Origin of the sequence: Neobacillus piezotolerans, assembly GCF_003362805.1 — a bacterium.
GTDB lineage: Bacteria > Bacillota > Bacilli > Bacillales > Cytobacillaceae > Bacillus_D > Bacillus_D piezotolerans.
The window spans coordinates 98,089-125,027 of the sequence record NZ_QNQT01000009.1; the positions used below are offsets into that span (position 1 = coordinate 98,089).

The following is a 26,939-nucleotide window of genomic DNA, read 5'->3' on the forward strand; positions in this document are numbered from 1 at the left end:
ATTGCGTGAGGCGTGTTTAATAAAAGTGTCCAAAATTCCGTTCTGGGCGCTTGCAATACCAATACTTATATGGGGGGACCACAATGAAGAAAAGTTGGTTATGGCTGTCTGCGCTAGTACTAGTTTTATCCATGTTCCTGGCGGCATGCAGTGGAGGAGAAAAGACTGATAGCAAAAAGCAAGGAGACAACGGCGAGAAAACTTCCGAGCCAAAAGACGGCGGAACGCTTGTTTACTCGCTTGACTCAGCACCAGAAGGAAAGTACAACCCGAACTTCTATGGAACTGCAACTGATGCAGAAGTAATTGATTTCTTTGACGAAAACCTCATCGACTATGATGAGAACCTGAAAGCCCAGCCTTATATCGCTTCTTGGGAAACAGACGATAACAAGGTTTATAAGTTTAAAATTAAAGAAGGCGTAAAATGGCATAACGGTGAAGAACTTAAAATTCAGGACTGGGAATTCTCGATCAAAGTCCTTGCTGACAAAGATTATGATGGTCCCCGTTACGTAAACGTCCAGGACGTAGTTGGCGTACCTGAGTACAAGGATGGCAAAGCAGATTCCATTTCCGGAATCAAGATCATCAACGATTATGAAATGGAAGTTACGTTTGACAAAGCACGCGTGAACAACCTGGAAAACTTCTGGACATATGCAATGTCCCGCAAAGAATTTGAAGGAATCGCTGTTAAGGACATGATGGCTTCCGAGAAGGTCCGCACAAAGCCAGTCGGCCTTGGACCATTTAAGGTATCCAAAATCGTCCCAGGAGAATCCATCGAGTTTGAGCGTTTCGATGATTACTTCGGCGGCAAGCCTCATATTGAAAAAGTAGTTATGAAAGTAATCGATCCATCCCTTACAGTGGGTGAATTGCAGAACAATACGCTAGACATGACTGGGTTCCACCCAAGCATCATCGAGCAAGTTGAAGCCCTTGACAACATCAATGTTGTGAAATACCCTGGCCTTTCCTATTACTATGTAGGTTTCAAGCTTGGCAACTGGGATGGCAAGAAAAACGTTATGAACGAGCCTAAGTATCAGGATAAGGCACTACGCCAGGCTATGTACTATGCAATTAACCGTGATGAGTGGGTTAAAGCGTTCTTCTTCGGAGTAGGTAAGCCGGTTAACCGCCCTGTTCCTACAAACCACTGGATCGCGGCTGACAATAAAGAGCTTGAGCAGTTCGAATACGACCCAGAAAAAGCGAAGAAAATCCTTGACGATGCAGGCTGGAAGGATGTTGACGGTGATAAATTCCGCGAAGATCCAAATGGCAAGCCGTTCGTAGTTAACTTCGCACATTATGCAACACAAAACCCAACATTCGAAGCACGCGCGAAGGCTTTGACACAGTACTGGGAAGAAATTGGCCTAAAAACAAAGCTGACGATGACAGACGCTGGCCTTTACTACGATATGCTTGAAAAGTCCGACAAGAAAATGGAAGTATTCTTCGGCGGCTGGTCAACTGGCACAGATCCAGATCCATCCGGCCTTTGGAAGTCCGATGCGCTTTGGAACTACCCTCGCTGGGTAAGCGAAAAGAGCGACCAGCTTCTTGACGACGCTCTTGATATGGAAGTAGTGGGAACAGATTCCGATAAGCGTAAGGAACTTTATATTGAGTGGCAGAAGCACTTCATGGATGAACTTCCTGCGCTTCCAATCGCGGAGCTTGAAGAAATCGTTGCCCTTAACAAGCGCGTTAAAGGCGTGAAGTACGATGTTTCCGGTTCAAACCGCCCGAACGAATGGTGGCTTGAGCAGTAAGATGGAAGTCCTCCAGTGGGGTAACCCGCTGACGGGAATGCCCGTTTTACTAACGCTTTACTAGAATGATTGATTAAAAACTTTTTGGTTTGAAACTAACCGCGGTTCACCGCCGCGGTTAGTTTTAATTGTAAATGCCTGTAAGGCATGGGGCAGCAGGCCCTACCCGAAACTTTAGATTGCTGTACCACTGTTTTGAGGTGGGGCATTGCTGTTGAAATTGAACGGCAGCCAAGACGCAGCAAAGGTAAGGAGAATGCATATGTTGAAGTATTCGCTCCGAAGATTATTGGGAATGATCCCAATGTTGCTCCTTATCTCCATTGTGGTTTTCACTTTGGCGAAATTAATGCCAGGGGACTCCTTCAGTGGAGAAATAGATCCGAATAACACAGACCCACAATATATTGAAGAAATGCGGCAAAAAATGGGGTATTACGATCCTCTCCCAGTTCAGTACTTTAACTGGATTTCAGACTTTGTCCAAGGGGATTTCGGTAAATCAACACGGTTCAAGATAGATGTTGCGGATGTAATAAGTGAAAAGGTACCTAACACCCTTTTGCTTGGAGGTACGGCAATCCTGATTACGTACATCCTGGCATTCCTGATGGGAACATATGCAGGCCGCAAGCCTTATACACTGGCAGACAACTTGATTGGCGGGTTTAACTATCTTGGACTTTCAATCCCATCATTTGTTGCCGGGGTATTCGCCATATATATCTTCGCCTTTACGCTGAACTGGTTCCCGTCGAATGGATCAGTCGATATTACAATAGCTAACGGCACGTTTGAATGGTACCTGAGTAAGTTTCACCACGTATTGCTTCCTGCCCTTGTGCTTGGAATGCTAAGTACTGCCAGTTATACGCAGTTTCTTCGGAATGATATCATTGAAAACAGCCGCAAGGATTTTGTAAGGACTGCTAGGGCAAAAGGAACACCGGAAAAGCGCATTTACAATGTCCATATTTTGCGGAATTCCGTTATCCCGCTCATTACCTTCCTTGGCTTTGATATTGTCGCTATTATTAGCGGCGCCATCATTACAGAAACGATCTTTACCTATCCCGGAATCGGCCAGCTGTTTCTTCAGTCAGTAAGTACCAGGGATTATCCGGTCATGATGGCTTTGACCATGTTGTTTTCCTTTTTGACATTGGTCGGCAACCTTGTTGCGGATATTCTATACGGCGTAGTCGATCCGCGTATCAGGCTGGATTAAGGAGGGAAAGATAATGGAAATTGCAACTCGAAAAGAAGCGGAATTGAATGTAGGGCCGCCGAAAAGAAGTTTATCTCCGCTGGCTCTTGCCCGTAAAAAATTCCTTAAAAATAAATTAGCTATGGTAAGCCTTATTTTCTTAATAATCGTAAGTATTCTTTCATTCCTAGCACCATTTATCACAACCGCGGATGTTACCCGTATCAATATCGGAGAAATGTCGCTTAAACCATCAGCCGACCATTGGCTCGGTACCGACAAGAGCGGAAGGGATGTTTTCACCAGGCTGCTGTATGGCGGACGTATTTCTTTGATGGTTGGCCTTTCTTGTACATTTTTTGTCATATTCCTCGGTACACTTGTAGGGTCTATTGCTGGCTATTTTGGAGGAACTGTTGACAGCTTGCTAATGAGGTTTACTGATTTTGTCTTGAACTTCCCGTTCCTCGTTTTTGTTATCGTCCTTAACGCGATCCTGTTTGGGATGGTCTCGGGGGTATGGGTGTTGGTTGGAACCATTAGTATTCTAAACTGGGGTGGGGTTGCGCGGATTGTACGAAGCAAGATTCTTGCGGAAAAGGAGAATGAGTACATCACAGCGGCAGTTTCGATTGGTTGCTCGCCTTTTAAAGTTATCACCAAGCATCTATTGCCAAACGTCATGTCAACGATTATTGTTCAGGCGACAATTTTGTTTGCCGGCATGATTGTAGCCGAATCGGCGCTGAGCTACCTTGGCTTTGGGGTGCCGCAGGAAGTCCCAAGCTGGGGGAATATGCTTTCTTCAGCAAATGAGCCGGATGTGCTTAAAGGGAAACCATGGATTTGGGTTCCGCCGGCATTGATTATCACAACGACAATCTTGTCGATTAACTTCATCGGAGAGGGCCTGAAAGATGCTTTCAACCCTAAATCACGGAGATAAAATCTACCATCCAAAATGGTAGATTTTTTTGTTTTGGCAAAAGGCTCCTGCGCCATGGATGGACATAACCCATGCCAATCAATCATACATATGTGTTAAAAAGAATTCGGACATGCAGGAGGGGCCGCATGGACAGGAGAAATGGGGATTATGGCGATTAGAGTGTTTTTTTTGCTGACGGGTTTTGGTTTTTCGGTCTCCGGGGGAATCAGCCTGGTCGCTTATTTGAACGTATTCGCAGCCGGGATGGGGTATTTGGATTACTTCCAATTCATTTCAAGCAGGCCAGAATGCTACCTTCTTCCGGCCGGGATGGCCATTGTCGCGTTAAGCATATTTCTGCCCGGAAGAATTGAAGACGATTGAGTGGATTCATCGTGCAAATAAGGAATAATTTAACTTGACGCTGCCTATACTGATTGACAAATGGATTCTTGAAGTGAGGGGTCGGTCAATGTTATATCTTCATGATGTCTGGGTGAACTGGTTTGAGGGAGAAGAAAATGGCTATAATGTATGCCATTTTCACGAGTGGAGAAAAGATGACGGCGTTGAATTGCTTGACCAGGTACCGCTCTTAAAAGTGGAGCCGATCCTGTTTCGTTACATTGAAAACGACCTTGCGCCATTGCCTCAGCAGCTTCTCGATGATATTTATCAAAAGGCTTATTTGCGGAAAAATCATGAGCGGGTCCAGCTTGAGTATTGTTTTATCATTAGTGACGGAGTTGACATACTGGCCATTGATACAATTGGCTACAACATTCCGGTGAGGAAAAGCAGGCTCATTCCAAGGCAGGAACAGCTTGTTTATGAAATGCTCGAAAATCAGGAGCCAGCCGTTTACAAATTTAAGCCCGAAATGGATTCAAAAGAATTCCATATACTTTCTCCTGAACCTGAATTAATGACCGGTTTGACACGGAAGGAAAGGCAGCTCAAACAGCTGTTGTTCATGGCGCTCGATCAGCTCCTATCATCCGCGAATGAGGCGGAAATCCGCTATTGGTACACAGAATGGTCTCCTGAAAATTATGAAGCAATCCAAAAAATGAACTTTGACGAAGCATGGAAGCAGCTTTTTACAAATTTGAAACCAGGTTGGAGCAGGAAACATGAACATTTCTGTGAAAACCTTATTAAAGGACAGCCTTTTTTTGAAAAACTTTGGGAAATGGAGCATGGCCCAAAGGTAAATTAATCGATTATACCAGGAAGGCCTTTAGAGGGGAACAATCATTAAAATGGACAGTATTAGTCTCTGAAAATGGGGAAAAGGCGAGTTTCTTCTATATTAACTGTAGTTGGGGTAAAATGGATAAGGGTAGGAAAATATTCTGAAGTAATAATTTTTATTTTTAAAACAAAGCGGCGAATTTTGAAAGAGAGGCTCCCTTTAGGAGATGCCCCTCTTTTTGTTATTTTGTAAGGCTTATTAACGGCGCTTTCTTCCAAGCCCCATCGCGTTTTCCATTTTCTTAAGCATCTTTGAAGCCGCCTTGTTTGCCTTTTCAGCGCCGCGGTCGAGGATGTCGTCAAGTTCCGAGGATTCCATCAAGTCATGGTACCTGTCCTGGATAGGCTTAAGGGCATTGATGACAACCTGGGCCAACTCAGCTTTGAACTCCCCGTATCCTTTTCCTTCATATTCTTTCTCGATTTCCGGAATCGGCTTCCCGCCGAGAATCGAATAGATGGTTAGAAGGTTCGAAACCCCTGGCTTGTTGTCTTTGTCGAATTTGACAACGCCGTCGGAGTCGGTCACCGCGCTTTTTATTTTCTTTTCGATGAGCTTCGGTTCGTCTAGGATGGAAATAAACGATTTTGTATTAGGGTCCGACTTGCTCATTTTCTTGGTCGGTTCCTGGAGTGACATGATTCTCGCGCCGACTTCCGGAATCCGGACATCGGGAATGGTGAAGATCTCCCGGTATTTTTTATTGAATCTTTCTGCCAGGTCCCTAGCCAGTTCCAAATGCTGTTTCTGGTCCTCCCCGACTGGAACAAGATCCGCGCTGTAAAGCAGGATATCAGCGACCATCAATGGAGGATACGTAAGAAGCGCGGCTGAGACAGCATCTTTTCCGGCCGATTTGTCCTTGAATTGAGTCATTCTTTCAAGTTCCCCAATATAGGAAATACACTGCATCATCCATCCGGCCTGGGCATGGGCGGGCACTTCGGATTGGATAAAAAGGGTAGCGCGTTCCGGATCAAGGCCGACCGCGAGATAAAGAGCGGCAAGGCTGCGGATGTTTTTCCTTAATTGGAGCGGATCCTGAGGGACAGTAATCGCATGCTGGTCTACTATACAGAAATAACAGTTGTATTCTTCCTGAAGCTCGACGAACTGCTTTAAGGCGCCGATATAATTTCCAAGGGTAATTGTGCCGCTTGGCTGAATGCCGGAAAAAATTGTTTTCATGAAGAATTCCTCCTTTTATATACTTTTTTCAAGATAATAAAAAAAGACCATTCCTCCCCATCATGATAGGGACGAATGGTCCGCGGTGCCACCCTAATTGCTAAAAAGCCACTTTTTACCCCTTGCAGGGGAAGCCTTGTTAACGCCTGGCGCGCGCCGGAATATACTCGAATTCCATTCCGGGGCTCAAAAGCCCATTCCCGGCAGCCGGTTGTTTGTTCACACCATCCACAAACTCTCTGTAAACCAATAGCTGGCAGTACTATTCTTTCTCAAAGCCGGTAATTTTATTGTAGTACTAAAATACATCAAAAAGCTCGGGAAATCAAGTAAACAAGAGAGGAAAAACAAGGAGAAAGCGGGAAGTCTTTAGGAAATTCCTTACAAGTCTTCCAACGTAATGCTGCATCATTATTCTGAAATAGCATCCTGTGTCCCATTTTCTGCTTGCATTAAATATTTAAACTATTTATAATAAACGTAACAAACGAGCACGTTACGATTTTGTCTCATTTATTACATTTGTATGTTCTAACGCCGGAAAATGCGAAAAGCCAGTTTATAACTTCTGGAGATGAATGAATCTGCAAAGCTATAAAGTCGCTTTTTTTATTGATTTTAATGGCTGATTTTTTTTCTTTCTAAAAAATTATCAGACTATTTAATTATTACTTCCGGGGAAAACAAATGTAGTTGGATGGAAGGACAGGTCTCAATGCCGTTTGCGGACATTAAAACCAGGGGGGTAAGACCGTGAAGAAAAGATTTTCAATCTTTTTCAGTATGCTGCTCGCAATGAGCATGTTCCTTGCTGCCTGTAACGGCGGCGACAGCGCCAGCGGAGACAAGGACAAAAAGAAAGAAGACGTTCCACAGGAAATGAAAGTAAACATCAACTCAGAGCCGTTCTCCCTTCACCCGGGACTTGCTAACGACGCAACTTCAGGCGGCGTATTGCTTCAGACTTTTGAAGGCTTGACCCGTATCGACAAGGACGGAAAGCCGCAGCCCGCGATGGCTGAAGATATCCAGGTTTCTGACGACCTGACACAGTACACGTTCAAGCTTCGTGATGCAAAATGGACAAACGGCGACCCTGTAACTGCCAACGACTTCGTTTATGCATGGAGATGGGCTGTGGATCCTGCCAACCAGTCACAGTATGCTTACCAGCTATACTATGTGAAGGGCGGCCAGGCTATCAATGAAGGCAAAGCCAAGCCGGAAACTCTTGGCGTAGAAGCTAAGGATGAGAAAACTCTTGTGGTAACACTTGAAAACCCGACTCCTTACTTCCTTGAGCTGACTGCGTTCTACACTTATTTCCCTGTAAACGAAAAGGTAGCAACAGCGAATGACAAATGGTACACAGACGCTGGCGATTCCTATGTATCCAACGGTCCTTTCAAAATGACTGAATGGGCGCACCAGGACAAAATCGTCATTGAAAAGAACGAAGACTATTGGGATGCTGATGCTGTCAGCCTCACAAAAGTTGAAATGTATATGATCAACGATCCGAGCACTGAGCTATCCATGTTCGACAACGGCGAACTTGACTGGGCTGGTTCTCCATTCGGAACCCTTCCAACAGATGCTCTTAAGCAGCTGAAGGACGACGGCAAATTGAACATCAAGCCGATCGCTGGTACCTACTGGTATAAGTTCCAGACAGAAAAACCGCCTTTGAACAACAAGAATATCCGTAAAGCACTTGCCTATTCGATCAACCGCCAGGCAGTAGTAGAAAATATCACTCAGGGCGGACAGGTGCCTGCGATGGCAATCGTTCCTCCTTCCATGATCAAGGAAAATGACAAGGGATATTTCAAAGATCAAGATATTGATAAAGCGAAGGAATTCCTTGCTGAAGGCTTGAAAGAACTTGGATTGAAGGATGTTTCCGAGCTTCCTCCAATCACACTTTCCTACAACACTTCAGAAGCACACCAAAAGATTGCACAGGCAATCCAGGATATGTGGAAGAAGAATCTTGGCGTTGAAGTAACTCTTGACAATGCCGAGTGGGCTGTTTACATCGACAAGATGCATAAGGGAGATTACATGGTTGGCCGTATGGGCTGGCTTGGCGACTTCAACGACCCAATCAACTTCCTTGAACTTTATCGCGACAAAAATGGCGGCAATAACGATACTTTCTGGGAAAATGCTGAGTTTAAACAGCTTCTGATCGATTCCCAAAAAGAAGGCGACGCCAACAAACGCCTTGAAATGCTAAAGCAAGCCGAAGCAATCTTCATGGACGAAATGCCGGTTGCTCCAATCTACTTCTATACAAACGTTTGGGTTAAGAAAGACAACCTGAAGGGTGTAGTCGTATCCGGCCTTGGAGATGTCCAGCTGAAGTGGGCTAAATTCGAATAAGCATATCTAAATATGGTTTACAACTTAGGCAAGGTATATGGGTGTATGATACCCATATACCTTCCTTTCTGATTTAGGGTTTATTTGATGAATATTCTGAAGTATAGAAAAAATAGGCATTGAGCGGGACTTGGCGTTTGAATGCCAAGTTTTTCTAAGCTTTCAGAGTGTTTTGAAATAAATCCCGATTCTGGCAGACTTTTTATCTATTCCTAAAACTTGGCATTATCCTTGTTTTTTAAGGAAAGCTAAAAAGTAAACAATGGAGGTGGGCACTTTTGGTTAGATACATCTTTAGAAGATTGGTTTTTATGCTGCTTTCCCTTTACCTGATCATTACAGCCACGTTTTTTCTAATGAGGCTGGCACCGGGCAACCCGTTTACATCCGAGAAACAATTGCCTCCTGAAATTGAAAAGGCCTTGAATGAACATTACGGTTTGGACCAGCCATGGTATGTCCAATACGGTGAATATTTGGGGAGAATTGCACAGTGGGATTTTGGGCCATCATTTAAGTACAAGGCAAGGACTGTTAACGACCTGATTGATACAGGGTTCCCTGTATCGCTTGCCCTGGGGCTTGAAGCGATTTTAATTGCCGTATCACTTGGAGTCCTCCTCGGTATAATTGCTGCGTTAAGGCATAATAAATGGCAGGACTACGGCGCGATGATTTTTGCGGTAATGGGAATTTCTGTTCCTTCATTTATCATGGCATCCATCCTGCAATACATTTTCGCTATCAAACTGCAAATCCTGCCGGTGGCCCGCTGGGATTCATTTGTCCATACAATACTGCCTGCCGTTGCGCTCGCATCCACGCCAATGGCGTTCATTGCCCGCCTGACCCGCTCAAGCATGCTGGAGGTTATGTCAAATGACTACATCCGGACTGCAAAAGCAAAGGGCCTTAGCGAAAGGGCGATAACAGTAAAGCATGCTATCAGGAATGCGCTGCTTCCAGTCGTTACGTACCTTGGTCCGCTTTCAGCGGGAGTCATAACAGGAAGCTTTGTCATTGAAAGGATTTTTGGCATACCTGGACTTGGATCACACTTCGTAACATCAATCACCAACCGCGATTATACAGTTATCATGGGTGTTACCGTATTCTACAGTATCATTTTGCTGACGGCCATTCTCCTCGTCGACATCGCGTATGGCTTGATTGATCCGCGGATTAAACTGGCCGGCGGAAGGAAAGGAGAATAACCATGCAGATTTCAAAAGATAAATTCCAGATTGTTGGTTCAAAGGCACATGAAGCGGAAAAGATTTCGAAACCGAGCCTTTCTTTCTGGAAGGATGTTTCCATCCGTTTCCGTAAAAACAAGCTTGCCATGTTTGGCATTGTTCTCCTGATCCTGTTGATTTTCATGGCAATCTTTGGACCACATATGACAGACCATGATTATCGGACAAACGATTTGATGAATACGAATAAGGCACCAAGCAGCGAGCATTGGTTTGGCACCGATGACCTTGGCCGTGACGTGTTTGCACGTACATGGGAAGGTGCAAGGATTTCATTGTTCATCGGCGTCGCGGCGGCACTCGTCGACTTTTTCATTGGAGTATTCTATGGCGGACTCGCTGGCTATAAGGGCGGGCGAACCGACGATTTAATGATGCGGTTTGCGGATATCCTTTGGGGTGTTCCGTATTTGCTTTTGGTAATCCTGCTCATGGTCGTTCTTGGACAAGGAGTCGGAACAATGATCCTCGCTATGACGATAACGGGCTGGATCAATATGTCGCGGATTGTCCGAGGGCAAGTGTTATCCCTTAAAAACCAGGAGTTTGTACTTGCTTCAAGGACATTAGGAGCGGATTTGCCGAGGATTATGAGTAAGCACCTCATTCCGAATACGATGGGTCCAATCCTCGTAACAATGACGTTATCAGTTCCATCCGCTATCTTTACGGAATCATTCCTGAGTTATTTGGGGCTTGGATTGACGCCGCCGCTTGCGAGCTGGGGAACAATGGCGTCCGATGGATTGCCTGCCCTTAAATATTATCCTTGGCGCTTGTTCTTCCCGGCTACGTTCATCTGTTTAACCATCTTTGCCTTCAACGTAATCGGCGACGGATTGCGCGACGCATTAGATCCAAGACTACGGAAATAAGGGGGAATGAGAAATGACGAAATTGCTTGAAGTGAAAAACCTGGAAGTCTCATTCCAGACTTATGGCGGAGAAGTAAGAGCTGTCCGCGGCGTCAGCTTTGACATTAATAAAGGTGAGACTCTTGCGATTGTAGGGGAATCAGGTTCCGGTAAAAGTGTTACAGCACAAACAATCATGAAACTGATCCCAATGCCTCCAGGCAAAATAAAAGGCGGCCAAATCCTTTTTAACGGGGAAGATATTGTTCCTAAGAAGGAAAAGCATATGGAAAAAATCCGCGGAAAAGAAATGAGCATGATTTTCCAGGATCCAATGACTTCTTTGAATCCTACGATGAAAATTGGGCGCCAAATCATGGAGGGGCTTATTAAGCACCAAAACATGAGTGCTGCGGCGGCAAAGGAACGGGCGGTGGAAATGCTACGCCTTGTAGGGATTCCAATGCCTGAACGGCGCGTCAACCAATACCCGCACGAATTTTCCGGCGGTATGAGGCAGCGGGCGATGATCGCGATCGCGCTTGCGGCTAATCCACAGCTCCTGATTGCCGATGAGCCGACTACAGCATTGGATGTTACGATCCAGGCGCAAATCCTCGACCTTATGAAAGACCTGCAAAGCAAAATGGATACTTCCATTATTTTTATCACGCACGACCTCGGTGTTGTCGCGAACGTGGCAGACAGGGTTGTCGTTATGTATGCAGGACAGATCGTTGAAATGGGGACGGTGGATGAGATTTTCTACGATCCGCGCCATCCATATACATGGGGACTGCTCGCGTCCATGCCAAGCCTCGACAGTGACGATAAATCGGAGCTCGCCGCAATACCGGGTACGCCTCCGGATTTGACAAATCCTCCAAAAGGGGATGCGTTCGCGGCCAGGAACCCTTATGCAATGGCCATTGATTTCGAACAGGAACCGCCAATGTTCCAGATTTCGGAAACCCACTTTGCGAAAACATGGCTCCTGCATCCCGATGCTCCACAGGTAGAGCCGCCTGAAGCAGTCAAAAAACGGATGAGGAAACTGGCCTCTGCGTTCGATGAGCCAAGGCTTGTCAAGGAGGGGAAATAGATGGCTGAAAAATTGGTTGAAATAAAAAACCTGAAACAGCACTTCAATGTTGGACGGCCAAATATGGTTAAGGCTGTTGATGGTATATCATTCGATATTTACAAAGGTGAAACCCTTGGTTTGGTAGGGGAGTCCGGATGCGGGAAGTCAACAACCGGTAGGACGATCATCCGCCTTTATGATGCGACCGATGGACAGGTTCTTTTTAACGGCGAAAATGTCCACGGCCATAAATCAACAAAGAAATTAAAAGAGTTCAACCGGAAAATGCAAATGATTTTCCAGGACCCGTACGCTTCGCTGAATCCCCGCATGACGGTGGCTGATATCATCGCGGAAGGGATTGACATCCATGGGCTTGCCAAGGGCAGGAAGGCCAGGATGGAACGGGTATACGAATTGCTTGAGACGGTCGGCTTGAACAAGGAACACGCGAACCGTTACCCGCATGAATTTTCCGGAGGACAAAGGCAGCGTATCGGGATTGCCCGGGCACTTGCGGTTGAGCCAGACTTTATCATCGCCGATGAACCAATTTCTGCGCTTGACGTGTCAATTCAGGCACAGGTTGTCAACCTGTTGAAAAAGTTGCAAAAGGAAAAGGGCTTAACGTATCTGTTCATCGCCCACGATCTCTCGATGGTCAAGTACATCAGCGACAGGATCGGCGTTATGTATTTCGGAAAGCTGGTTGAATTGGCACCTGCCGAGGAATTGTATAAAAACCCGCTGCATCCGTATACAAGATCGCTACTTTCAGCGATACCACTTCCGGATCCGGACAGTGAACGGACGAGGAAACGGATTCCTTACAACCCAAGCGTCCACAATTATGAGGAGAATGAAGAACTCGAAATGAGGGAAATCGCTCCGGGCCACTTCGTTTATTGCTCCAAGAAGGAATTTGAGCAATACAAGGCGCAGTATAAAATGTAATTGTGCGGCTTCTTCCCCTCCGACAAGGACATGGGAAACCCGTTCGGAATCTCTCAATAAAACCAAGAAAACGGCCCAAATGAGGGTCGTTTTTCTTTCCATTTTGATGGCCATTAAAAAACCGCGGAACCAAACCGATTCCGCAGCCCTCATAAACTATTTTCTTCCGCCGACTTCCTTCCAGCCGTTTACAAACTTTGAAGCCTGGTCAGTGAATTCAGTGCGCTTGTTTCTTCCAAAGATATTCTCCCCAATGCCGTTGGTGATGACGCCCATTAACGCCGTAATCCCAACAATCAAAACAGTGACAATAGCAAAATCCATCAAATATGCTGCCATGTATGCTTCCCCTGCCCCTCTCTTGTAGAAACACTTATAATTTTGCCTTATACACCCATTTTAAAAGAAAGTGGCGGAGATTAAAAGGAAAAGAATCGACATTCTAGCAAACAATCAAAAACAGATGCAGATTTTTCATTTAAAAAATTAATTGAGAATCAAAAAAAAATGAAAAAACAGGTTTAACCCGTTTTCGGGGCGGGTATATGATTGTATGTTTTAATTTTTTCCATATAACGTACATAAAAGGACACTGCCTTTCGAAATTTATAGTAGCTTTAGGAGGATGAGTAATCATAAAAATAAATTATTTTATAAAATTCATGAAACTTTTTCCTTCTTGATTCGTCTTATATTACGTAACAAGGAAAAGAGGGTTTGTTCCTGCCAAAATAATATTTTTAAAAAGTAATACCCCTTTTTGTCCCACTGTTGTATAATTAATAATATATATTCCTTAATTGTAGTTATTTTAATTTATTATCATTACAATAGTAAATTACAGTTTTAATCCATAATAGATGGCTTTATTTTTAGAAGGAGTGTGAAAACCTATGGTAACGCTATACACTTCACCAAGCTGTACATCGTGCAGGAAAGCTAAAGCATGGTTGGAAGAACATGAGATTCCATACACAGAACGGAATATTTTTTCCGAACCATTATCGATTGATGAAATCAAAGAAATCTTGAGGATGACCGAGGACGGAACGGATGAAATCATTTCGACCCGCTCCAAGACGTTCCAGAAGCTTGATGTAAATCTGGAAAGCATGCCGTTGCAAAACCTTTTTGAACTGATCAAGGATAATCCTGGCCTATTGCGCCGCCCAATCATTCTCGATGAGAAGAGGCTGCAGGTTGGCTATAACGAAGATGAAATCCGCCGCTTCCTACCAAGGAAAGTGCGCACATTCCAGCTTCGCGAAGCTCAGCGCCTTGTCAACTAAAAGCACCCCCAGGGCCTCCAACACTTGGAGGCCCTTTCAATTTTCCCTCAATTTCCTTTCTAGAGTTCCCTTCTTACCGGTAATTTCCCAGTGAAAAATAATTGTTAATTGTCCGAGCCTTTGATAAACTAAAAGGAAACCTTTATTCAGAATTGATTATCCAGCCATGGCAAATTGACCTTAGTGGCCCTCCGCCAATGTGAAAATCAGCCTGAGCGATTTGCTCATTTTTTAAAAAATGGCGTGTTTTGTTTCCCTAAATGCCTGATTTATCATAAAATAAAGGTACAAGACGCCAGCCGGAATAAACAGCCCGAATAAGGGTAATAGATAGATAATATCATCTGCATGGGGGTAATCAGTCCCTTCACTCTTGCTGCCGGAAGGGAGAGTTAAAGATGGAGATAGAACGGATTAATGAGAATACCGTTAAGTTTTACATCTCGTATATTGATATAGAGGAAAGAGGCTTTGACCGGGAAGAGATATGGTATAACCGTGAACGAAGCGAAGAACTTTTCTGGGAAATGATGGACGAAATCCATCAGGAAGAGGAGTTCACCGTGGAAGGGCCGCTCTGGATTCAGGTGCAGGCGCTCGATAAAGGCTTGGAAGTCCTTGTAACGAAGGCGCAGCTGTCCAAGGACGGCCAGAAGTTCGAACTGCCTGTCCCGAATGACAAGCTGAAAGACCTTCCTGTTGATGAGCAAATCGAAGACATGCTTGACCAGCATTTTGGGCATGGAATCGAGGAAAACACCGAGGATGATGAATTGCTTGATTTCCTTCTATCCTTCAATGATTTCGAGGACCTGATCCAGCTTTCCAAGCGTGGCGGACTTGATGGGATAGCGACAAGGCTGTTCCATTTTGAAAATAAATATTATCTTTATACCGAGTTTCCTGAAGAAGAATTCAATGAAGATCAAGTCGATGATTTGCTTAGCATCCTTCTTGAATATGGAAATGAAAGCCAGGTTACCATCCATCGCCTGGAGGAATACGGAAAGGAAATCCTTTCACATGATGTCTTTTCCGAGCTCAGGAAACATTTTTAATAAAGAAGCCGATTTCAATCATTCACGATTTTGAAATCGGCTTTTTGTTTCTTAAAGAACAATGGCAAAAGGCTTATTTTCTGTAAAAATGGCTTTTTATATGTCATGATGGAGGGGAAACTTTATCATTCTGGCACGGAAGCCTGGAAACGGGAAAAATGGCTGTCCGCACTTTTGGCGTATTGGGATAATGGCAGGTGAACTTGTTGAAGAACACAGTGAGGGTTTTATTTTTTTTATTGATTTTGGGAGGAGTCATTTTCCTCTTCCGGGAAAACCTAGAGTCGGATTTATTCCGAATTTTCAGCTTGCTGATTACGTTTTCCGTATTTTTTATCGGGCTCGTCATCTTCCTTGAAAACCGGCATCCAACCCAGACGATTACCTGGCTTGTTGTGCTTGGAAGTTTTCCGCTGCTTGGATTTATTTTTTATATTTTATTCGGCCGCAATTATAAAAAAGAGCGGATTTTCCGGAAAAAGTATTTCCTTGATAAGCAGACGTTTTTGAACATCGAGGGTGACGGAAGCGAGCTGCCGCGAAACTTTGAAGGGAAACATAAACTTGTCACGCTGGCCCAAAGGCTTGGAAATAGCCCGGTTTCGTTTTCGACTGAAACAAAAACACTGACGAATGGGTCGGAAACGTTCGAATATATTCTCCGCGAATTAAAGAAAGCAAAACATCATATCCACCTCGAATACTACATTGTCAGAGATGACGGGATCGGAAGGGAAATAAAAACAATCCTGGCGAACAAAGCGCGCGAAGGGGTAAAGGTCCGGTTTCTGTATGATGCGGTCGGATCGTGGCAGCTATCCAAAAAGTACATTACGGACTTAAGGAAAGCGGGAGTGGAGGCGGTGCCATTCGGGCCAGTGAAACTTCCTTTCCTGAATAATAAATTTAACTTCCGAACCCATAGGAAAATTATCGTGATTGATGGAACTACAGGATTTGTCGGTGGCTTGAATATCGGGGATGAATATCTGGGAAGGGTCAAGAAAATCGGTTTTTGGCGCGATACCCACCTGATGCTGAAGGGTGAAGCTGTCCGTTCGCTTCAGCTTATTTTCCTGCAGGATTGGTATTATGCTGCCAATGACAGCCTTTTGACCGAGGAGTACTTGCCGCAGCCGCAGCCCGGGAGGTATCAGGGCGGTGTGCACCTGGTCGCGGGGGGCCCGGATAATGAATGGACGGCAATTAAAAACATCTTTTTCGCGATGATTACCTCGGCTGAACAGTCAGTCTGGATTGCGTCTCCGTACTTCATTCCAGATGAGGACATTTTCTCCGCGATCAAGGTGGCGGCGTTAAGTGGCATCGATGTGAGGCTGCTGGTTCCAAACAAGCCGGACAAACGGATTGTTTTCCATGCGTCACGGTCGTACTTTCCCGACCTGCTTGAGGCCGGAGTAAAAATATATGAGTACCAGCAAGGGTTCATGCACAGTAAAATCGTCATTGTTGATGGGCAGCTCGCCTCTATTGGAACGTCCAATATGGATATGCGAAGTTTCCACCTTAACTTCGAGGTGAATGCGTTCCTTTACCGCACCGAAAGCACCAGGAAACTCGTGAATGAATATGTAAATGACTTAAAACATTCCCAAAAGCTTGAGCTGGAAAGCTTTCAGAAACGCCATATTGGCTATCGTCTGCTTGAATCCACCTCGCGTCTCATGTCCCCGCTCCTTTAAATCGAACCGGCCTTGACTCCCAGGCCGGTTTTTTTGCGAGAAAAGTACAACCGAAAATAATATTGTAAGCAAGTTGAATTTCGATGATAAAAATTTGGAATAAGTGAAGGAGTTCCACTCCCTTTGCGAGAATGTATCTCTATGAAAAGGGTGAGTTTTTTAAAAGCTCCTCAATCATAAGAAATGGAGGAAATTGCATGTGTTGACCGCCAAAACGAAAAATGGCGCCAAAGTTTGCCTTGCGGACGGTTATAGCCGGCAAACGCTGCAAACCTGGAGGAGCAGCGAAGAATTCTTTTGCCCGGTTTGCGGGGGAAAGATGATGCTTAAACTTGGCGAGAGGAAAATTTTTCACTTCGCCCACCTGAAGGACGCCTGTGAAGAAAGCAGTTTCGAGCGGGAATCCGAATCCCACTTGTCCGGAAAGCTGGCTCTGTTTGATTGGCTGAAGACCCAGGGAATCCAGCCCGCGATGGAATACTACGACCCCGTTATCCGACAGCGCCCCGACATAGCCTTCCACTTTAATGGCTTCCGTTACGCCATTGAATTTCAGTGCAGCGCCATTCCCGAAGATTTATTCATGAAAAGGACAAATACGTACCTCTCAGCCGGTTACATTCCGCTATGGATTCCCGAGGGAAGCCATCTTTCCCGGAAACAGGAAAACACAGTCGCGTTATCCGGATTTGAATACCTTTTTCTGCGAACTTCGCCGGGAAACCCCGGATACATCCCTTATTTTTGCTCCAGCCAAGGTTTATTCCACATCGTCCAATCCATTTTCCCTTATTCACCTTCAAAAGCATTCGCCCGGATCGAAACGAAGAAATTGAATGGCCTAACTATAGACAGGCTTATTGACCCAGGGCCGCCGGCTTTGGCCGTTCTCCCTTTTTGGCATGACAAGCTCGCCCGCAGCAAGCTTTCCATCGGAGCAAATCCTAAAACCCCGTACATGCGCTTTTTAAAGGAACTTTACAGGGCCGGCATGAATATTTTTCTTCTTCCACCCGAAATCGGCCTTCCGGGTACTAAAGCGGCGGCTATCTCGACGTATCCAGTCATATGGCAGTCATATGTTGTTCTTGATGTTCTTTTAGGAAAGGGAGAGGGAAGTGTTGTGACAGAAAGTGAGGCAGCCGCGTGCCTTTCCTTGCGGGCAGGGAAGGGGGACATCCGGACAAGGCCCGTTCCACTGGCGGCTGGATTCTCACTGCAAGAGGCGGCGGCAGAATACTTGTCCTTGCTTTCATTGGCAGGAGTGCTTGTCCAAAAGGGGGACGGTGTATACGAAATCAGGAGGAAACTGGACTTTCCCAAAACAGCATCCGAACAGATTGAAAACGAGTCTGCTTTCCGTAAAGCTTTTCCGGCATCGCGATGATTAAATTAATTTTCCTTGTTAAATGACATTTTCACGTGGAAAAGGGAACGATAAATTGAAAAGGTTTTTGTGAAAATGGCAGGAATTTTCAAACAGAAGGAGAATAGTATTAAAGTATTGCTTCGTAAAACGAAATGTCGAATGGAGGATGAACATGGCGAACGAAACTGCAGTAAAAAAATTGCCTGCGAGAAGCGAGGTGCCTGTAGAAGATACATGGCGCCTGGAAGATATTTTTGCAACAGATGATGAGTGGGAGAAGGAATTCCAGGAAGTAAAGGAACTGATCCCGGGGATTGGCAGCCACCGCGGGAAGCTGGGCGAAAGCGCCGACAGCCTGTACATCTGCCTTCAGGAACAAGACCGGCTGCTTGAGCGGATTGGAAAGTTGTATACATATTCCCACATGAAATATGACCAGGATACAGGGAATTCCTTTTATCAGGGGCTTGACGGCAGGATGAAGGCACTTTATTCCCAGGCCGCCAGCCAGCTCGCCTTTATCGTGCCGGAAATCCTTTCGATTGATGAGCAGAAGATTAAAGGATTTTTGGAGGAAAAGCCGGAGCTTAAACTTTATGAGCACGCCCTTGATGAAATCAACCTGCAACGGCCGCACGTTTTGTCAGCCGAGCAGGAGGCCCTGCTCGCCGAAGCTGGCGAAGTTATGGCCGCTTCCTCAACCACATTTGGGATGCTGAATAACGCCGACCTTGAGTTCCCTTCCATCAAGGATGAAAACGGAGAGGAAGTCGAGGTTACCCACGGCCGTTATTCCAGGTTCCTGGAGAGCTCGGATCCAAGGGTTCGCCACGATGCGTTCAAGGCAGTCTATGACAAGTATGGCAAGTTCAAAAATACATTTGCCAGCACACTGGGCGGCCAGGTGAAAAAAGACAACTTCAACGCCCGCGTCCGGAACTACAAATCAGCCCGCGCGGCTGCGCTCGCGGGAAACAACATTCCGGAGAGCGTTTATGACAACCTTGTCAATACGATCAACGATAACCTTGGTTTGCTGCACCGTTACGTAAAGCTGCGCAAGAAGGTGCTTGGCGTTAATGAGCTTCATATGTACGACCTGTATGCACCGCTAATTAAGGATGTCAAAATGGAAGTAACGTATGACGAAGCGCGTGAGCTTGTCCTGAAAGGCCTTGCGCCGCTTGGAGAAGAATATCAGGGCATCCTGAAGGAAGGCTTTGAAAACCGCTGGGTGGATGTGCATGAAAACAAAGGGAAAAGGAGCGGGGCGTACTCTTCCGGCGCGTACGGCACGAATCCGTACATCCTGATGAACTGGCAAAACAATGTGAACAATCTGTTCACGCTTGCCCATGAGTTCGGCCATTCTGTCCATAGCTATTACACACGGAAAACGCAGCCATATCCATACGGCAGCTATAGCATTTTCGTCGCGGAAGTCGCATCGACGTGCAATGAAGCATTGCTGAATGACTATTTGCTCAAAACAATTGACGATGAGCAGAAGCGCCTGTACTTGCTCAACCATTTCCTTGAAGGTTTCAGGGCGACTGTATTCCGCCAGACGATGTTCGCGGAGTTCGAGCACCAAATCCATGTAAAGGGGCAGAATAACGAGCCACTTACGGCGGATTCGCTCACTAAGGATTATTATGAGCTGAACAAGAAGTACTTTGGGGGCAAGGACATCACCATCGATGAGGAAATCGGGTTGGAATGGTCAAGGATCCCTCATTTCTACTACAACTATTATGTATACCAATATGCAACAGGCTACAGCGCCGCTACCGCGCTAAGCAGGCAAATCCTTGAGGAAGGGCAGCCGGCGGTCAGCCGCTACATCGACTTCCTGAAGTCCGGAAGCTCCGATTACCCAATCGAGGTGCTCAAAAAAGCAGGCGTCGACATGACCAGCCCGGAACCAGTCGAGAACGCATGCAAAGCCTTCGAACAGGCGCTAAACGAAATCGAACAAATCCTAAGTTAATATTTGGGCCAGGCACACTTTCCTTTCGGAAGGCGCCTGGCCCTTTTTTTCTATTTAGGATCAGAACCCTTTGAAGCGATTTCGCTGGTTGAGTGAAGTGCAAATAAGAAAAATCGATAGGAATAACAACGGGGAACTGAAAAGGAGAGGAAATAGTTTCATTAAACCAAGTAGGTTCAAAAAGAAAGAAAAAATCAGCAGCAGGGCCAGGATGGGAAAGTGGATACTTTTCATTTCACGCCTCCGGTACAATCAGTCTTTGCAACCAGTATATTTTTTGGGAATTGTTTTCATGAATTCAGATTCATCTTCCCTGTGAATTAGCTTACAACGCCCCCACTTACTATGATCTATGTAGGAATCGAAAAAATATATGACAATAATGTGAAAAAACGCACAAACTAGTTGAAAAGTCATCTTGAATCGTGGTATATTCTATACGTGAAGTTGTTCACAACAAACATATACCCCTTTGTTTGATATCGTGAAAAATTTCTCCCATCCCCTTTGTTCGTAATTATAGAAAAATGCCCCGCCGGAACGGGGCATTTTTCATTTTTACGGAATAATCTTAAACCGCTTTTACAACTCGGCTAAAATACCTCCAAAACCAAACAGAAACATTACCTATCACTACAACTCTTCTATTTCCAAATAATTTTAATATAAGAATTTGTCGATTTTTTTAGCTTGAACAAAATGCAAAAGCCGCCCCGGATATTTCCGGAGCGGCTTAATGATTAATTGATGTATCTCCAAAAGGTCCCGTATTTGCATGGGATCTGTTCGACCTTTTGCTTAAGCAGGAGTTTTTTCATCTCCCGGTTCACCTGGGGGATGGAGAGGTCATAAACGACCGCGATTTCCTTGGATGCCACGAGCTGGAAAAATTTCAGGAAAGCCTCAAGCGAAGGAGGCGCTGATTGCTTCGGTTCCGTCGGAAGCATTTCCTGGAGAACCTGGACATACACTTCATACGGATAGTAGCCGGCAATTTTGATTCCCTCTTCTTCCGCATTCTCGTTGAAAAAAACGAGTGTCGGGATTTCATCCACTTCCATCTCGGCAGTTATTTTCAAATCCTGCTGAAACGCCCTCGCGGCGGTTTCTGAATGGATATCGGTGATGAATTCCTCGACATCGAGTCCGACCGCCCTCGCGCAATTCTTGAGCACTTCAAAGTTCGAGATGTTCTGTTTTTCCAAAAAGAGCATTTCCTGCAGGCGCCTTAGGAAGCGGGTGCCGCGTTTCCTTCCCTGCAATTCCGCCGCTTTTACGGCAATTGAGGCGATGTAAGGGGAGATGACAGGGTTCTCTTCCCAAAGAGTCGCATCGCATGACATGCCCGATCGGCTGGCTGTCTTTTCCCACATTTCCGCGATATTTTCAAACCGCTTCTTTTTTCCCATATTCAGCATGGTAAGCTTGCCGCTTAATACCGGCTTCATTGAAAAATAGCGCCCATATTCAATCTGGAGCTTTTTCATGATCGGCTCGAGCGCCCAGCATTCCGGACAAAGCGGGTCAATGAAAATGTAAATTTCGATCGGTTTTTTCTCCGGGCCGTGGCAATGATGCGCAAACAGCCTTTTTTCCTGCTCCATCATTCCTCTTCACCCGTTATTTCGCCGTCTTCCGGCGTATTGATCATGTGCTGGGCGGTCAGGTGCAGCCTTGCGAAAAATTCGTCCCGGAGCGGCCCCTCAAGACCGACAATATCCATCGCCTGGCTCATGCAGGAAAGCCATGCCCTCGCCCTGGAAGGCGTGATTGGAAAAGGAAGATGCCTCGCTCGCATCATCGGGTGGCCATGCTCCTCTGTATAGAGGGGAGGGCCGCCAAGATATTGGGTAAGAAATTGCTTTTGTTTTCTGGCAATTTCGGAAAGATCATCTGGAAAAAGAGGAGAAAGTTCAGGATGCTGTCCAACCAGTCCATAAAACGCATCGACAATGCGATGCAATGTGTCTTTCCCGAGGGCCTCATAAGGCGTAGGCAAATTCCCGGTCATGTTGACAACTCCTTTGAGTGTGTTTGTTTTATTTTAGCAATGCACTATTTATATCTCAAATAAATCGCCTTGTAAAAGGAAACGCCTCCAGCCGGGAATAACCAACCGCCATCGTGGATATTTTACTCAAAAAATCGCCTGCCATACTATTCGGCATCCCCTTGGGGGGAAGTCCGTCCCAACTGGAGCTTCCGCCCGTAAAAACGATGGATCTTGCTAAGGGTTTTCCTTTCCGGAATGCCCAGCTTTTCCAGCAATGATCGGAATGCCTCAAGCCCTTCATGGAAATCCAAAACCTCATATTCCAGTTCGAAATCCTCTGTATCAAGATAGCTGCTTTGGTCGAGCACAATAAGGCCATTGTTAAAATTGGTCTCTGCCCTCTGGGTGGCAAGCGTTCCAAAATAGACAAGTTCCTCGAATTCGATTCCCATTTTCTCGACCTCACCCGCGACTACGCCAATGGGCAGCGGGCCATTGCCGATCGCGGTTTCAGCGTCTTTTGCTGTTAGCTTCTGGTCCGTCTCAAGCAGGCCGACATACTGGGGCTGCTTCAAGGTAAGGATATACGAACCGCCCTTTTCCCGGATGCGGAGGGCCGCTCCTTGTTCCTTCAGGGAAAACGACGGGGTATCAAAATAGTGGTTCACCTGGCGCCGGAACTTCTCCGGCCCGAGGCTGAACTCCTTTGCGACACGATCAAATTCTTCTTTTTTTAAAAGGTTCTTAAATTCAATTTCAAGGTTCTGCTCCAATGATGCACCAACTTCCGGTTTTTTCTGATGGATCCATTATCCCATTGATTCGTTTCACGTTGCAATTTTTGGGGGAAGTGGCTCCTATATGCTAAAATAGGTAAGTGAATGCTGGAGGTTGATTTGATGAAAAAGAAACTAATTGTAATAGGGTCGAACATAGAGGATGGCAGGCTTGTTTTAAAAACACGGGAACCGGTTGCCGGGTTGGCGCCAAAGGGCCAAATGCTTGTAGACTCTGACAATCTTTCATTTGTGTACTTGATGGAGAAGGATGATGAATATACTTATGTGCTAATGCCCGTAGCAGTGTGGGAAGACTTGAAAAAGGGGCTTGATAAAAGCCTGCCGGTGTATTTGGAAGATGGCGGATCCACAGTGGAGCTTTACGGCATCTATGAAGAACTCAGCTACCTCGCCGAAAACATCAAAGGCAACGGCAACTATGGTGAAGCCATGGTTTCGAAAGTTGAAAGCATTTTCTGAAAAATACATAATAAAGTTAGATTTGTTTAGCTGTGGCGCCCAGTACCTAAAGCAAAGTTGGCCTGAAGAAGGGAATCATCATCTTTCCCGATTTAAAAAGGCAATCCTGGGGCTGGAAAAAACGCCTATGCTTCTCCAATTGGCCGGGGGTGTACAAATACAATGAAGAATTGGGATCAATTTCTCGCGCCTTATAAACAGGCGGTTGAAGAATTGAAAGTAAAACTAAAAGGGATGAGGGGCCAGTTTGAACTGGATTCCAGTCCATCCCCGATTGAATTTGTAACAGGAAGGGTTAAGCCGATTCCTAGTATTTTGGACAAAGCCCAGCAAAAAGGAATCCCGCTTGACAGGCTTGAGGAAGAAATGCAGGATATCGCCGGGCTAAGGCTCATGTGCCAGTTTGTCGATGATATCAGGAAAGTCGTCAAGCTGCTGAGGATCCGGAATGATTTCGAAATCGTGGAAGAGCGCGATTACATTTCGCATAAAAAAACAAGCGGATACCGATCGTACCATGTTGTAATCCGTTACCCAGTCCAAACGATCCACGGAGAGAAGAAGATTCTCGCCGAAATCCAAATCAGGACGCTGGCAATGAATTTCTGGGCAACGATCGAGCATTCGCTTAACTACAAATATAAGGGCCAGTTCCCGGAAACAATCAACACACGCCTGCAGCGCGCCGCCGAAGCCGCTTTCCGCCTGGATGAGGAGATGTCGACAATCAGGCATGAAATCCAGGAAGCACAGGCCTTTTTTACAAGAAAGAAGGAAACGAAACAGAACCGTGACAACGACGCGCATTGAGCGGCACGTGAGAACAAGCGAAGGAGCGTGGCCAATGAAATTTTCGATTACAACAAAAGGTGACCAGAAATCGAATACGCTGATGCACAAGATGAGGACGTACCTCCTGGATTTTGATCTTGTTTATGACGAGGACCGCCCGGATATCGTCATTTCGATTGGCGGGGACGGGACGCTGCTGTATGCGTTCCACAGGTACAGCAGCCGGCTTGATAAGACGGCGTTTGTAGGCGTCCATACAGGCCACCTCGGCTTTTATGCTGATTGGGTACCGGAAGAAATCGAAAAGCTGGTGATCGCGATTGCGAAAACGCCTTACCAGGTTATTGAATACCCGCTTCTTGAAGTCATTATCCGTTACCAGCATGCGGGGAAGGAATCACGTTACCTTGCACTTAACGAGTCAACCGTTAAGGGGCTCGAGGGAACCCTTGTCATGGACGTCGATATCCGTGGCCAGCATTTCGAACGATTCCGCGGCGATGGGCTGTGCGTCTCGACTCCATCTGGAAGCACCGCGTACAACAAGGCGCTGGGCGGGGCGATCATTCATCCATCGATCGAGGCGATTCAACTCGCGGAAATGGCGTCAATCAACAACCGTGTATTCAGGACGGTAGGCTCGCCGCTAATCCTTCCAGCGCATCACACCTGTATGCTGAAGCCGGTCAACCGGAACGACTTCCAGGTGACCATCGACCATTTGACTATGCTGCATAAGGACGTGAAATCCATTCAGTTCAGGGTGCCGGAGGAAAAAGTCCGATTTGCCCGGTTCAGGCCATTCCCTTTCTGGAAAAGGGTCCATGATTCCTTCATTTCAGATTCTGATTGACTTTTGGCGGACTTTTTCAGTATTAAATTTTCTAGGAACGGACGAAAGAAAAAGAGGGTATCAACATGGCATCAAGTCGTTTTAAATTGAAATGGGAAGCCGGCAAGAGCGATACCGGAAAAATACTCCGGGAATTCCTTAAGGAGAAGGAAATCAGCTCAACCGCGCTGACCGATATAAAATTCAAAGGCGGGAGCATCGGGGTCAATGGCCGGGAAGTAACCGTCCGCTATGTCCTCTCGGAAGGAGACCTCGTCTCGGTGGCTTTTCCGCAAGAGAAACCCGCGGATGCAGTGAGAGCGGAGGATATTCCGCTCAATATTGTTTACGAGGATGACTATTTGATTGTAGTAAACAAACCGGCCGCGATGAACACCATCCCGTCTCGCGAGCATCCATCGGGAAGCCTCGCCAATGGGCTTATCGGTTATTATGAAAAAATCGGCCTTCAGGCAACCTCCCACGTCGTCACCCGCCTGGATCGGGACACATCAGGCCTGGTGCTGGTCGCCAAACACCGCCATGTCCACCATTTGTTAAGCAAACAGCAAAAAAGCGGCGGGGTAAAGCGGGAATACGAGGCGTTTGCCGAAGGGGAGTTCACGGAGCGATTGGGCAGGGTCGAACAGCCAATCGGCCGAAAATCGGACAGCATCATCGAGCGGGAGGTTCGGGCTGATGGACAGTATGCGTGCACCAACTACCATGTGATTGGTACATATGGAAATTTGTTTTCCCATGTCAGGCTCCGCCTGGAAACGGGAAGGACCCATCAAATTCGGGTCCATATGGCCTGGATTGGCCATCCTTTGATTGGGGATGATTTGTATGGAGGGGATGTTACCCTCATTCCCCGCCAGGCGCTGCATTGCCGGAAAGTCAGCTTCTGCCATCCTTTCCTTGGGAAGGAAATGTCTTTCGAGGCGCCACTCCCGGCGGATATGGCCGCTCTATTGGATTTGAATTTGCTATAACCACGTCACTTACGGAAACGTTCGGAATTTTTCTTCAACATACGGCATCGAGGACGGGACGGATACGAGTTCCATTTCGGGGTATCGAAGAGCGGTGCCTACCGCCAAAGACGGCGCCTGTATCAATATTGTAGGTATTATTCACGATCCTTGGCTCCGTGACAGGAGTGTGCCCATAGACGATGATTGGAGACCCGGGGTGTTTCAGTGACCAATCCCTTCTGACTGGTGTACCGTCCGGATTCATCTTGCCTGTGATATCCCCGTAGAGGACGAAGGTTTTTACCTTGGAAGAATTCCTTCCGATATAATCCCTCCTGATCCCCGCATGGGCAATGACAAGGTTGCCGCGATCATGCACCTGATAGAGGGGAGCCCGCTCATATAGATCGACAAATTGTTTTTTTACAAACCGTTTTCCGGCCTCGCCGAGGGCTTCGTACTCCGCCACTGTCGTTTCAAGGCCATGCGAAATTTGCACTTTATTGCCGAGGAAATATCTGTATAGCTTATTGCAATGGTTCCCCGGAGAATAAAAGGCCAGCTCCCTTTTTACGACCAGTTCCCAAACGATATTGATTGTCCTCAAGGATTCAGGCCCGCGGTCGGTCAAATCTCCCAGAAAGGCAAGTTTCCTGCCATTCGTGTGCATTGGCACGCCCTGTTCCCATCCATAGCCGAGCTCGATTGTGAGGTTCTCAAATTCACTATAGCAACCATGAATATCACCAATGATATCAAGTTTCATTTTGGGCCTCCAA

Annotated in this window: 25 protein-coding genes, 1 pseudogene and 1 other annotated feature; of the genes and pseudogenes, 19 read left to right on the forward strand and 7 right to left on the reverse strand. The window is 46.2% G+C overall.

The features are described from left to right. Nucleotides 1-83: 83 nt before the first annotated feature. From opp4A to DRW41_RS17725, 5 genes are all read left to right on the forward strand, one after another. The gene (opp4A, locus tag DRW41_RS17705) at nucleotides 84-1,787 is read left to right on the forward strand and encodes an oligopeptide ABC transporter substrate-binding protein (protein ID WP_115453355.1); all 1,704 of its coding nucleotides are present in this window, start codon (nucleotides 84-86) and stop codon (nucleotides 1,785-1,787) included. A gap of 262 nt (nucleotides 1,788-2,049) precedes the next feature. Beyond that, complete coding sequence (opp4B, locus tag DRW41_RS17710; protein ID WP_115453434.1) at nucleotides 2,050-3,015, forward strand: oligopeptide ABC transporter permease; 966 nt, start codon at nucleotides 2,050-2,052, stop codon at nucleotides 3,013-3,015. 13 nt (nucleotides 3,016-3,028) lie between these two features. After that, a complete protein-coding gene (opp4C, locus tag DRW41_RS17715) occupies nucleotides 3,029-3,940 on the forward strand; it encodes an oligopeptide ABC transporter permease (protein WP_115453356.1) in 912 nt (303 codons plus the stop codon). Between the two features lie 150 nt (nucleotides 3,941-4,090). Beyond that, nucleotides 4,091-4,306, forward strand: coding sequence for a YuzI family membrane protein (locus DRW41_RS17720; protein ID WP_181884626.1), 216 nt, complete (start codon nucleotides 4,091-4,093; stop codon nucleotides 4,304-4,306). 88 nt (nucleotides 4,307-4,394) lie between these two features. Then, nucleotides 4,395-5,141: a YjbA family protein gene (locus DRW41_RS17725; RefSeq protein ID WP_115453357.1), complete on the forward strand. Its 747-nt coding sequence runs from the start codon at nucleotides 4,395-4,397 to the stop codon at nucleotides 5,139-5,141. Nucleotides 5,142-5,375: 234 nt separating this feature from the next. On the opposite strand, the gene trpS is transcribed toward DRW41_RS17725, so the two are convergent. Beyond that, nucleotides 5,376-6,365 carry a tryptophan--tRNA ligase gene (gene trpS / locus DRW41_RS17730; RefSeq protein WP_115453358.1) on the reverse strand — a complete coding sequence of 330 codons (990 nt, stop codon included), beginning with the start codon at nucleotides 6,363-6,365 and terminating at the stop codon, nucleotides 5,376-5,378. A 64-nt stretch (nucleotides 6,366-6,429) separates the two neighbouring features. Beyond that, nucleotides 6,430-6,650, reverse strand: a binding site (T-box leader). 468 nt (nucleotides 6,651-7,118) lie between these two features. Here trpS and DRW41_RS17735 point away from each other — a divergent pair. The 5 genes from DRW41_RS17735 to DRW41_RS17755 all read left to right on the forward strand — a co-directional run bounded on the left by DRW41_RS17735 (nucleotide 7,119) and on the right by DRW41_RS17755 (nucleotide 12,898). Continuing rightward, nucleotides 7,119-8,750, forward strand: a complete 1,632-nt coding sequence (locus tag DRW41_RS17735) for a peptide ABC transporter substrate-binding protein (protein WP_115453359.1) — start codon at nucleotides 7,119-7,121, stop codon at nucleotides 8,748-8,750. 278 nt (nucleotides 8,751-9,028) lie between these two features. Continuing rightward, complete coding sequence (locus DRW41_RS17740) at nucleotides 9,029-9,964, forward strand: ABC transporter permease (protein ID WP_115453360.1); 936 nt, start codon at nucleotides 9,029-9,031, stop codon at nucleotides 9,962-9,964. A 2-nt stretch (nucleotides 9,965-9,966) separates the two neighbouring features. Continuing rightward, on the forward strand, nucleotides 9,967-10,881 hold the full coding sequence (locus tag DRW41_RS17745) for an ABC transporter permease (RefSeq protein WP_115453361.1): 915 nt from the start codon (nucleotides 9,967-9,969) through the stop codon (nucleotides 10,879-10,881). Nucleotides 10,882-10,894: 13 nt separating this feature from the next. Then, nucleotides 10,895-11,962, forward strand: coding sequence for an ABC transporter ATP-binding protein (locus DRW41_RS17750; protein ID WP_115453362.1), 1,068 nt, complete (start codon nucleotides 10,895-10,897; stop codon nucleotides 11,960-11,962). Next, the gene (locus tag DRW41_RS17755) at nucleotides 11,963-12,898 is read left to right on the forward strand and encodes an ABC transporter ATP-binding protein (protein ID WP_115453363.1); all 936 of its coding nucleotides are present in this window, start codon (nucleotides 11,963-11,965) and stop codon (nucleotides 12,896-12,898) included. It begins immediately after the preceding gene. 156 nt (nucleotides 12,899-13,054) lie between these two features. Here the strand turns inward: DRW41_RS17755 and DRW41_RS17760 are convergent, their stop codons facing one another. Beyond that, entirely contained in the window at nucleotides 13,055-13,237 is a 183-nt protein-coding gene (locus DRW41_RS17760) for a hypothetical protein (RefSeq protein WP_115453364.1), read from the reverse strand. 554 nt (nucleotides 13,238-13,791) lie between these two features. On the opposite strand from DRW41_RS17760, the gene spxA reads away from it, so the two are divergent. From spxA to pepF, 5 genes are all read left to right on the forward strand, one after another. Continuing rightward, nucleotides 13,792-14,187: a transcriptional regulator SpxA gene (gene spxA, locus DRW41_RS17765; RefSeq protein WP_115453365.1), complete on the forward strand. Its 396-nt coding sequence runs from the start codon at nucleotides 13,792-13,794 to the stop codon at nucleotides 14,185-14,187. Nucleotides 14,188-14,585: 398 nt separating this feature from the next. Continuing rightward, nucleotides 14,586-15,245: an adaptor protein MecA gene (mecA, locus tag DRW41_RS17770; protein ID WP_115453366.1), complete on the forward strand. Its 660-nt coding sequence runs from the start codon at nucleotides 14,586-14,588 to the stop codon at nucleotides 15,243-15,245. Nucleotides 15,246-15,451: 206 nt separating this feature from the next. Beyond that, nucleotides 15,452-16,948, forward strand: coding sequence for a cardiolipin synthase (gene cls, locus DRW41_RS17775; RefSeq protein WP_115453367.1), 1,497 nt, complete (start codon nucleotides 15,452-15,454; stop codon nucleotides 16,946-16,948). Nucleotides 16,949-17,147: 199 nt separating this feature from the next. Beyond that, nucleotides 17,148-18,335: a competence protein CoiA gene (locus DRW41_RS17780; protein WP_181884627.1), complete on the forward strand. Its 1,188-nt coding sequence runs from the start codon at nucleotides 17,148-17,150 to the stop codon at nucleotides 18,333-18,335. Between the two features lie 154 nt (nucleotides 18,336-18,489). Then, nucleotides 18,490-20,307, forward strand: coding sequence for an oligoendopeptidase F (gene pepF, locus DRW41_RS17785; RefSeq protein ID WP_115453369.1), 1,818 nt, complete (start codon nucleotides 18,490-18,492; stop codon nucleotides 20,305-20,307). Between the two features lie 60 nt (nucleotides 20,308-20,367). Here the strand turns inward: pepF and DRW41_RS23935 are convergent, their stop codons facing one another. The 4 genes from DRW41_RS23935 to DRW41_RS17800 all read right to left on the reverse strand — a co-directional run bounded on the left by DRW41_RS23935 (nucleotide 20,368) and on the right by DRW41_RS17800 (nucleotide 23,073). After that, nucleotides 20,368-20,541: a hypothetical protein gene (locus DRW41_RS23935; protein WP_500684488.1), complete on the reverse strand. Its 174-nt coding sequence runs from the start codon at nucleotides 20,539-20,541 to the stop codon at nucleotides 20,368-20,370. Nucleotides 20,542-21,047: 506 nt separating this feature from the next. Further along, complete coding sequence (locus DRW41_RS17790) at nucleotides 21,048-21,911, reverse strand: ClpXP adapter SpxH family protein (RefSeq protein WP_439330881.1); 864 nt, start codon at nucleotides 21,909-21,911, stop codon at nucleotides 21,048-21,050. Beyond that, nucleotides 21,911-22,318, reverse strand: coding sequence for a globin domain-containing protein (locus DRW41_RS17795; protein WP_115453371.1), 408 nt, complete (start codon nucleotides 22,316-22,318; stop codon nucleotides 21,911-21,913). Before DRW41_RS17795 ends, DRW41_RS17790 begins: the two co-directional genes overlap by 1 nt. Before the next feature lie 146 nt (nucleotides 22,319-22,464). Next, a complete protein-coding gene (locus tag DRW41_RS17800; protein ID WP_115453372.1) occupies nucleotides 22,465-23,073 on the reverse strand; it encodes a CYTH domain-containing protein in 609 nt (202 codons plus the stop codon). A 126-nt stretch (nucleotides 23,074-23,199) separates the two neighbouring features. On the opposite strand from DRW41_RS17800, the gene DRW41_RS17805 reads away from it, so the two are divergent. From DRW41_RS17805 to DRW41_RS17820, 4 genes are all read left to right on the forward strand, one after another. Continuing rightward, complete coding sequence (locus DRW41_RS17805; RefSeq protein WP_115453373.1) at nucleotides 23,200-23,559, forward strand: UPF0738 family protein; 360 nt, start codon at nucleotides 23,200-23,202, stop codon at nucleotides 23,557-23,559. Between the two features lie 162 nt (nucleotides 23,560-23,721). Next, entirely contained in the window at nucleotides 23,722-24,369 is a 648-nt protein-coding gene (yjbM, locus tag DRW41_RS17810; RefSeq protein ID WP_115453374.1) for a GTP diphosphokinase, read from the forward strand. Between the two features lie 34 nt (nucleotides 24,370-24,403). Continuing rightward, complete coding sequence (locus DRW41_RS17815) at nucleotides 24,404-25,204, forward strand: NAD kinase (RefSeq protein WP_115453375.1); 801 nt, start codon at nucleotides 24,404-24,406, stop codon at nucleotides 25,202-25,204. A gap of 65 nt (nucleotides 25,205-25,269) precedes the next feature. After that, on the forward strand, nucleotides 25,270-26,178 hold the full coding sequence (locus tag DRW41_RS17820) for an RluA family pseudouridine synthase (protein ID WP_115453376.1): 909 nt from the start codon (nucleotides 25,270-25,272) through the stop codon (nucleotides 26,176-26,178). Between the two features lie 9 nt (nucleotides 26,179-26,187). On the opposite strand, the pseudogene prpE reads toward DRW41_RS17820, so the two are convergent. Further along, nucleotides 26,188-26,926: pseudogene (gene prpE, locus DRW41_RS17825) on the reverse strand (bis(5'-nucleosyl)-tetraphosphatase PrpE). Between the last annotated feature and the right edge of the window lie 13 nt (nucleotides 26,927-26,939).

Excerpts from the sequence above, each read along its gene's own strand:
- DRW41_RS17760 (WP_115453364.1), bottom strand. The coding sequence starts at position 13,237 with ATGGCAGCATATTTGATGGATTTTGCTATTGTCACTGTTTTGATTGTT.
- DRW41_RS17720 (WP_181884626.1), top strand. The coding sequence starts at position 4,091 with ATGGCGATTAGAGTGTTTTTTTTGCTGACGGGTTTTGGTTTTTCGGTC.
- opp4B (WP_115453434.1), top strand. The coding sequence starts at position 2,050 with ATGTTGAAGTATTCGCTCCGAAGATTATTGGGAATGATCCCAATGTTG.
- pepF (WP_115453369.1), top strand. The coding sequence starts at position 18,490 with ATGGCGAACGAAACTGCAGTAAAAAAATTGCCTGCGAGAAGCGAGGTG.
- opp4C (WP_115453356.1), top strand. The coding sequence starts at position 3,029 with ATGGAAATTGCAACTCGAAAAGAAGCGGAATTGAATGTAGGGCCGCCG.
- DRW41_RS17820 (WP_115453376.1), top strand. The coding sequence starts at position 25,270 with ATGGCATCAAGTCGTTTTAAATTGAAATGGGAAGCCGGCAAGAGCGAT.
- DRW41_RS17750 (WP_115453362.1), top strand. The coding sequence starts at position 10,895 with ATGACGAAATTGCTTGAAGTGAAAAACCTGGAAGTCTCATTCCAGACT.
- DRW41_RS23935 (WP_500684488.1), bottom strand. The coding sequence starts at position 20,541 with ATGAAAAGTATCCACTTTCCCATCCTGGCCCTGCTGCTGATTTTTTCT.
- mecA (WP_115453366.1), top strand. The coding sequence starts at position 14,586 with ATGGAGATAGAACGGATTAATGAGAATACCGTTAAGTTTTACATCTCG.
- DRW41_RS17815 (WP_115453375.1), top strand. The coding sequence starts at position 24,404 with ATGAAATTTTCGATTACAACAAAAGGTGACCAGAAATCGAATACGCTG.
- yjbM (WP_115453374.1), top strand. The coding sequence starts at position 23,722 with ATGAAGAATTGGGATCAATTTCTCGCGCCTTATAAACAGGCGGTTGAA.
- DRW41_RS17795 (WP_115453371.1), bottom strand. The coding sequence starts at position 22,318 with ATGACCGGGAATTTGCCTACGCCTTATGAGGCCCTCGGGAAAGACACA.
- DRW41_RS17745 (WP_115453361.1), top strand. The coding sequence starts at position 9,967 with ATGCAGATTTCAAAAGATAAATTCCAGATTGTTGGTTCAAAGGCACAT.
- opp4A (WP_115453355.1), top strand. The coding sequence starts at position 84 with ATGAAGAAAAGTTGGTTATGGCTGTCTGCGCTAGTACTAGTTTTATCC.
- DRW41_RS17790 (WP_439330881.1), bottom strand. The coding sequence starts at position 21,911 with ATGGAGCAGGAAAAAAGGCTGTTTGCGCATCATTGCCACGGCCCGGAG.
- DRW41_RS17755 (WP_115453363.1), top strand. The coding sequence starts at position 11,963 with ATGGCTGAAAAATTGGTTGAAATAAAAAACCTGAAACAGCACTTCAAT.
- DRW41_RS17725 (WP_115453357.1), top strand. The coding sequence starts at position 4,395 with ATGTTATATCTTCATGATGTCTGGGTGAACTGGTTTGAGGGAGAAGAA.
- spxA (WP_115453365.1), top strand. The coding sequence starts at position 13,792 with ATGGTAACGCTATACACTTCACCAAGCTGTACATCGTGCAGGAAAGCT.
- DRW41_RS17805 (WP_115453373.1), top strand. The coding sequence starts at position 23,200 with ATGAAAAAGAAACTAATTGTAATAGGGTCGAACATAGAGGATGGCAGG.
- trpS (WP_115453358.1), bottom strand. The coding sequence starts at position 6,365 with ATGAAAACAATTTTTTCCGGCATTCAGCCAAGCGGCACAATTACCCTT.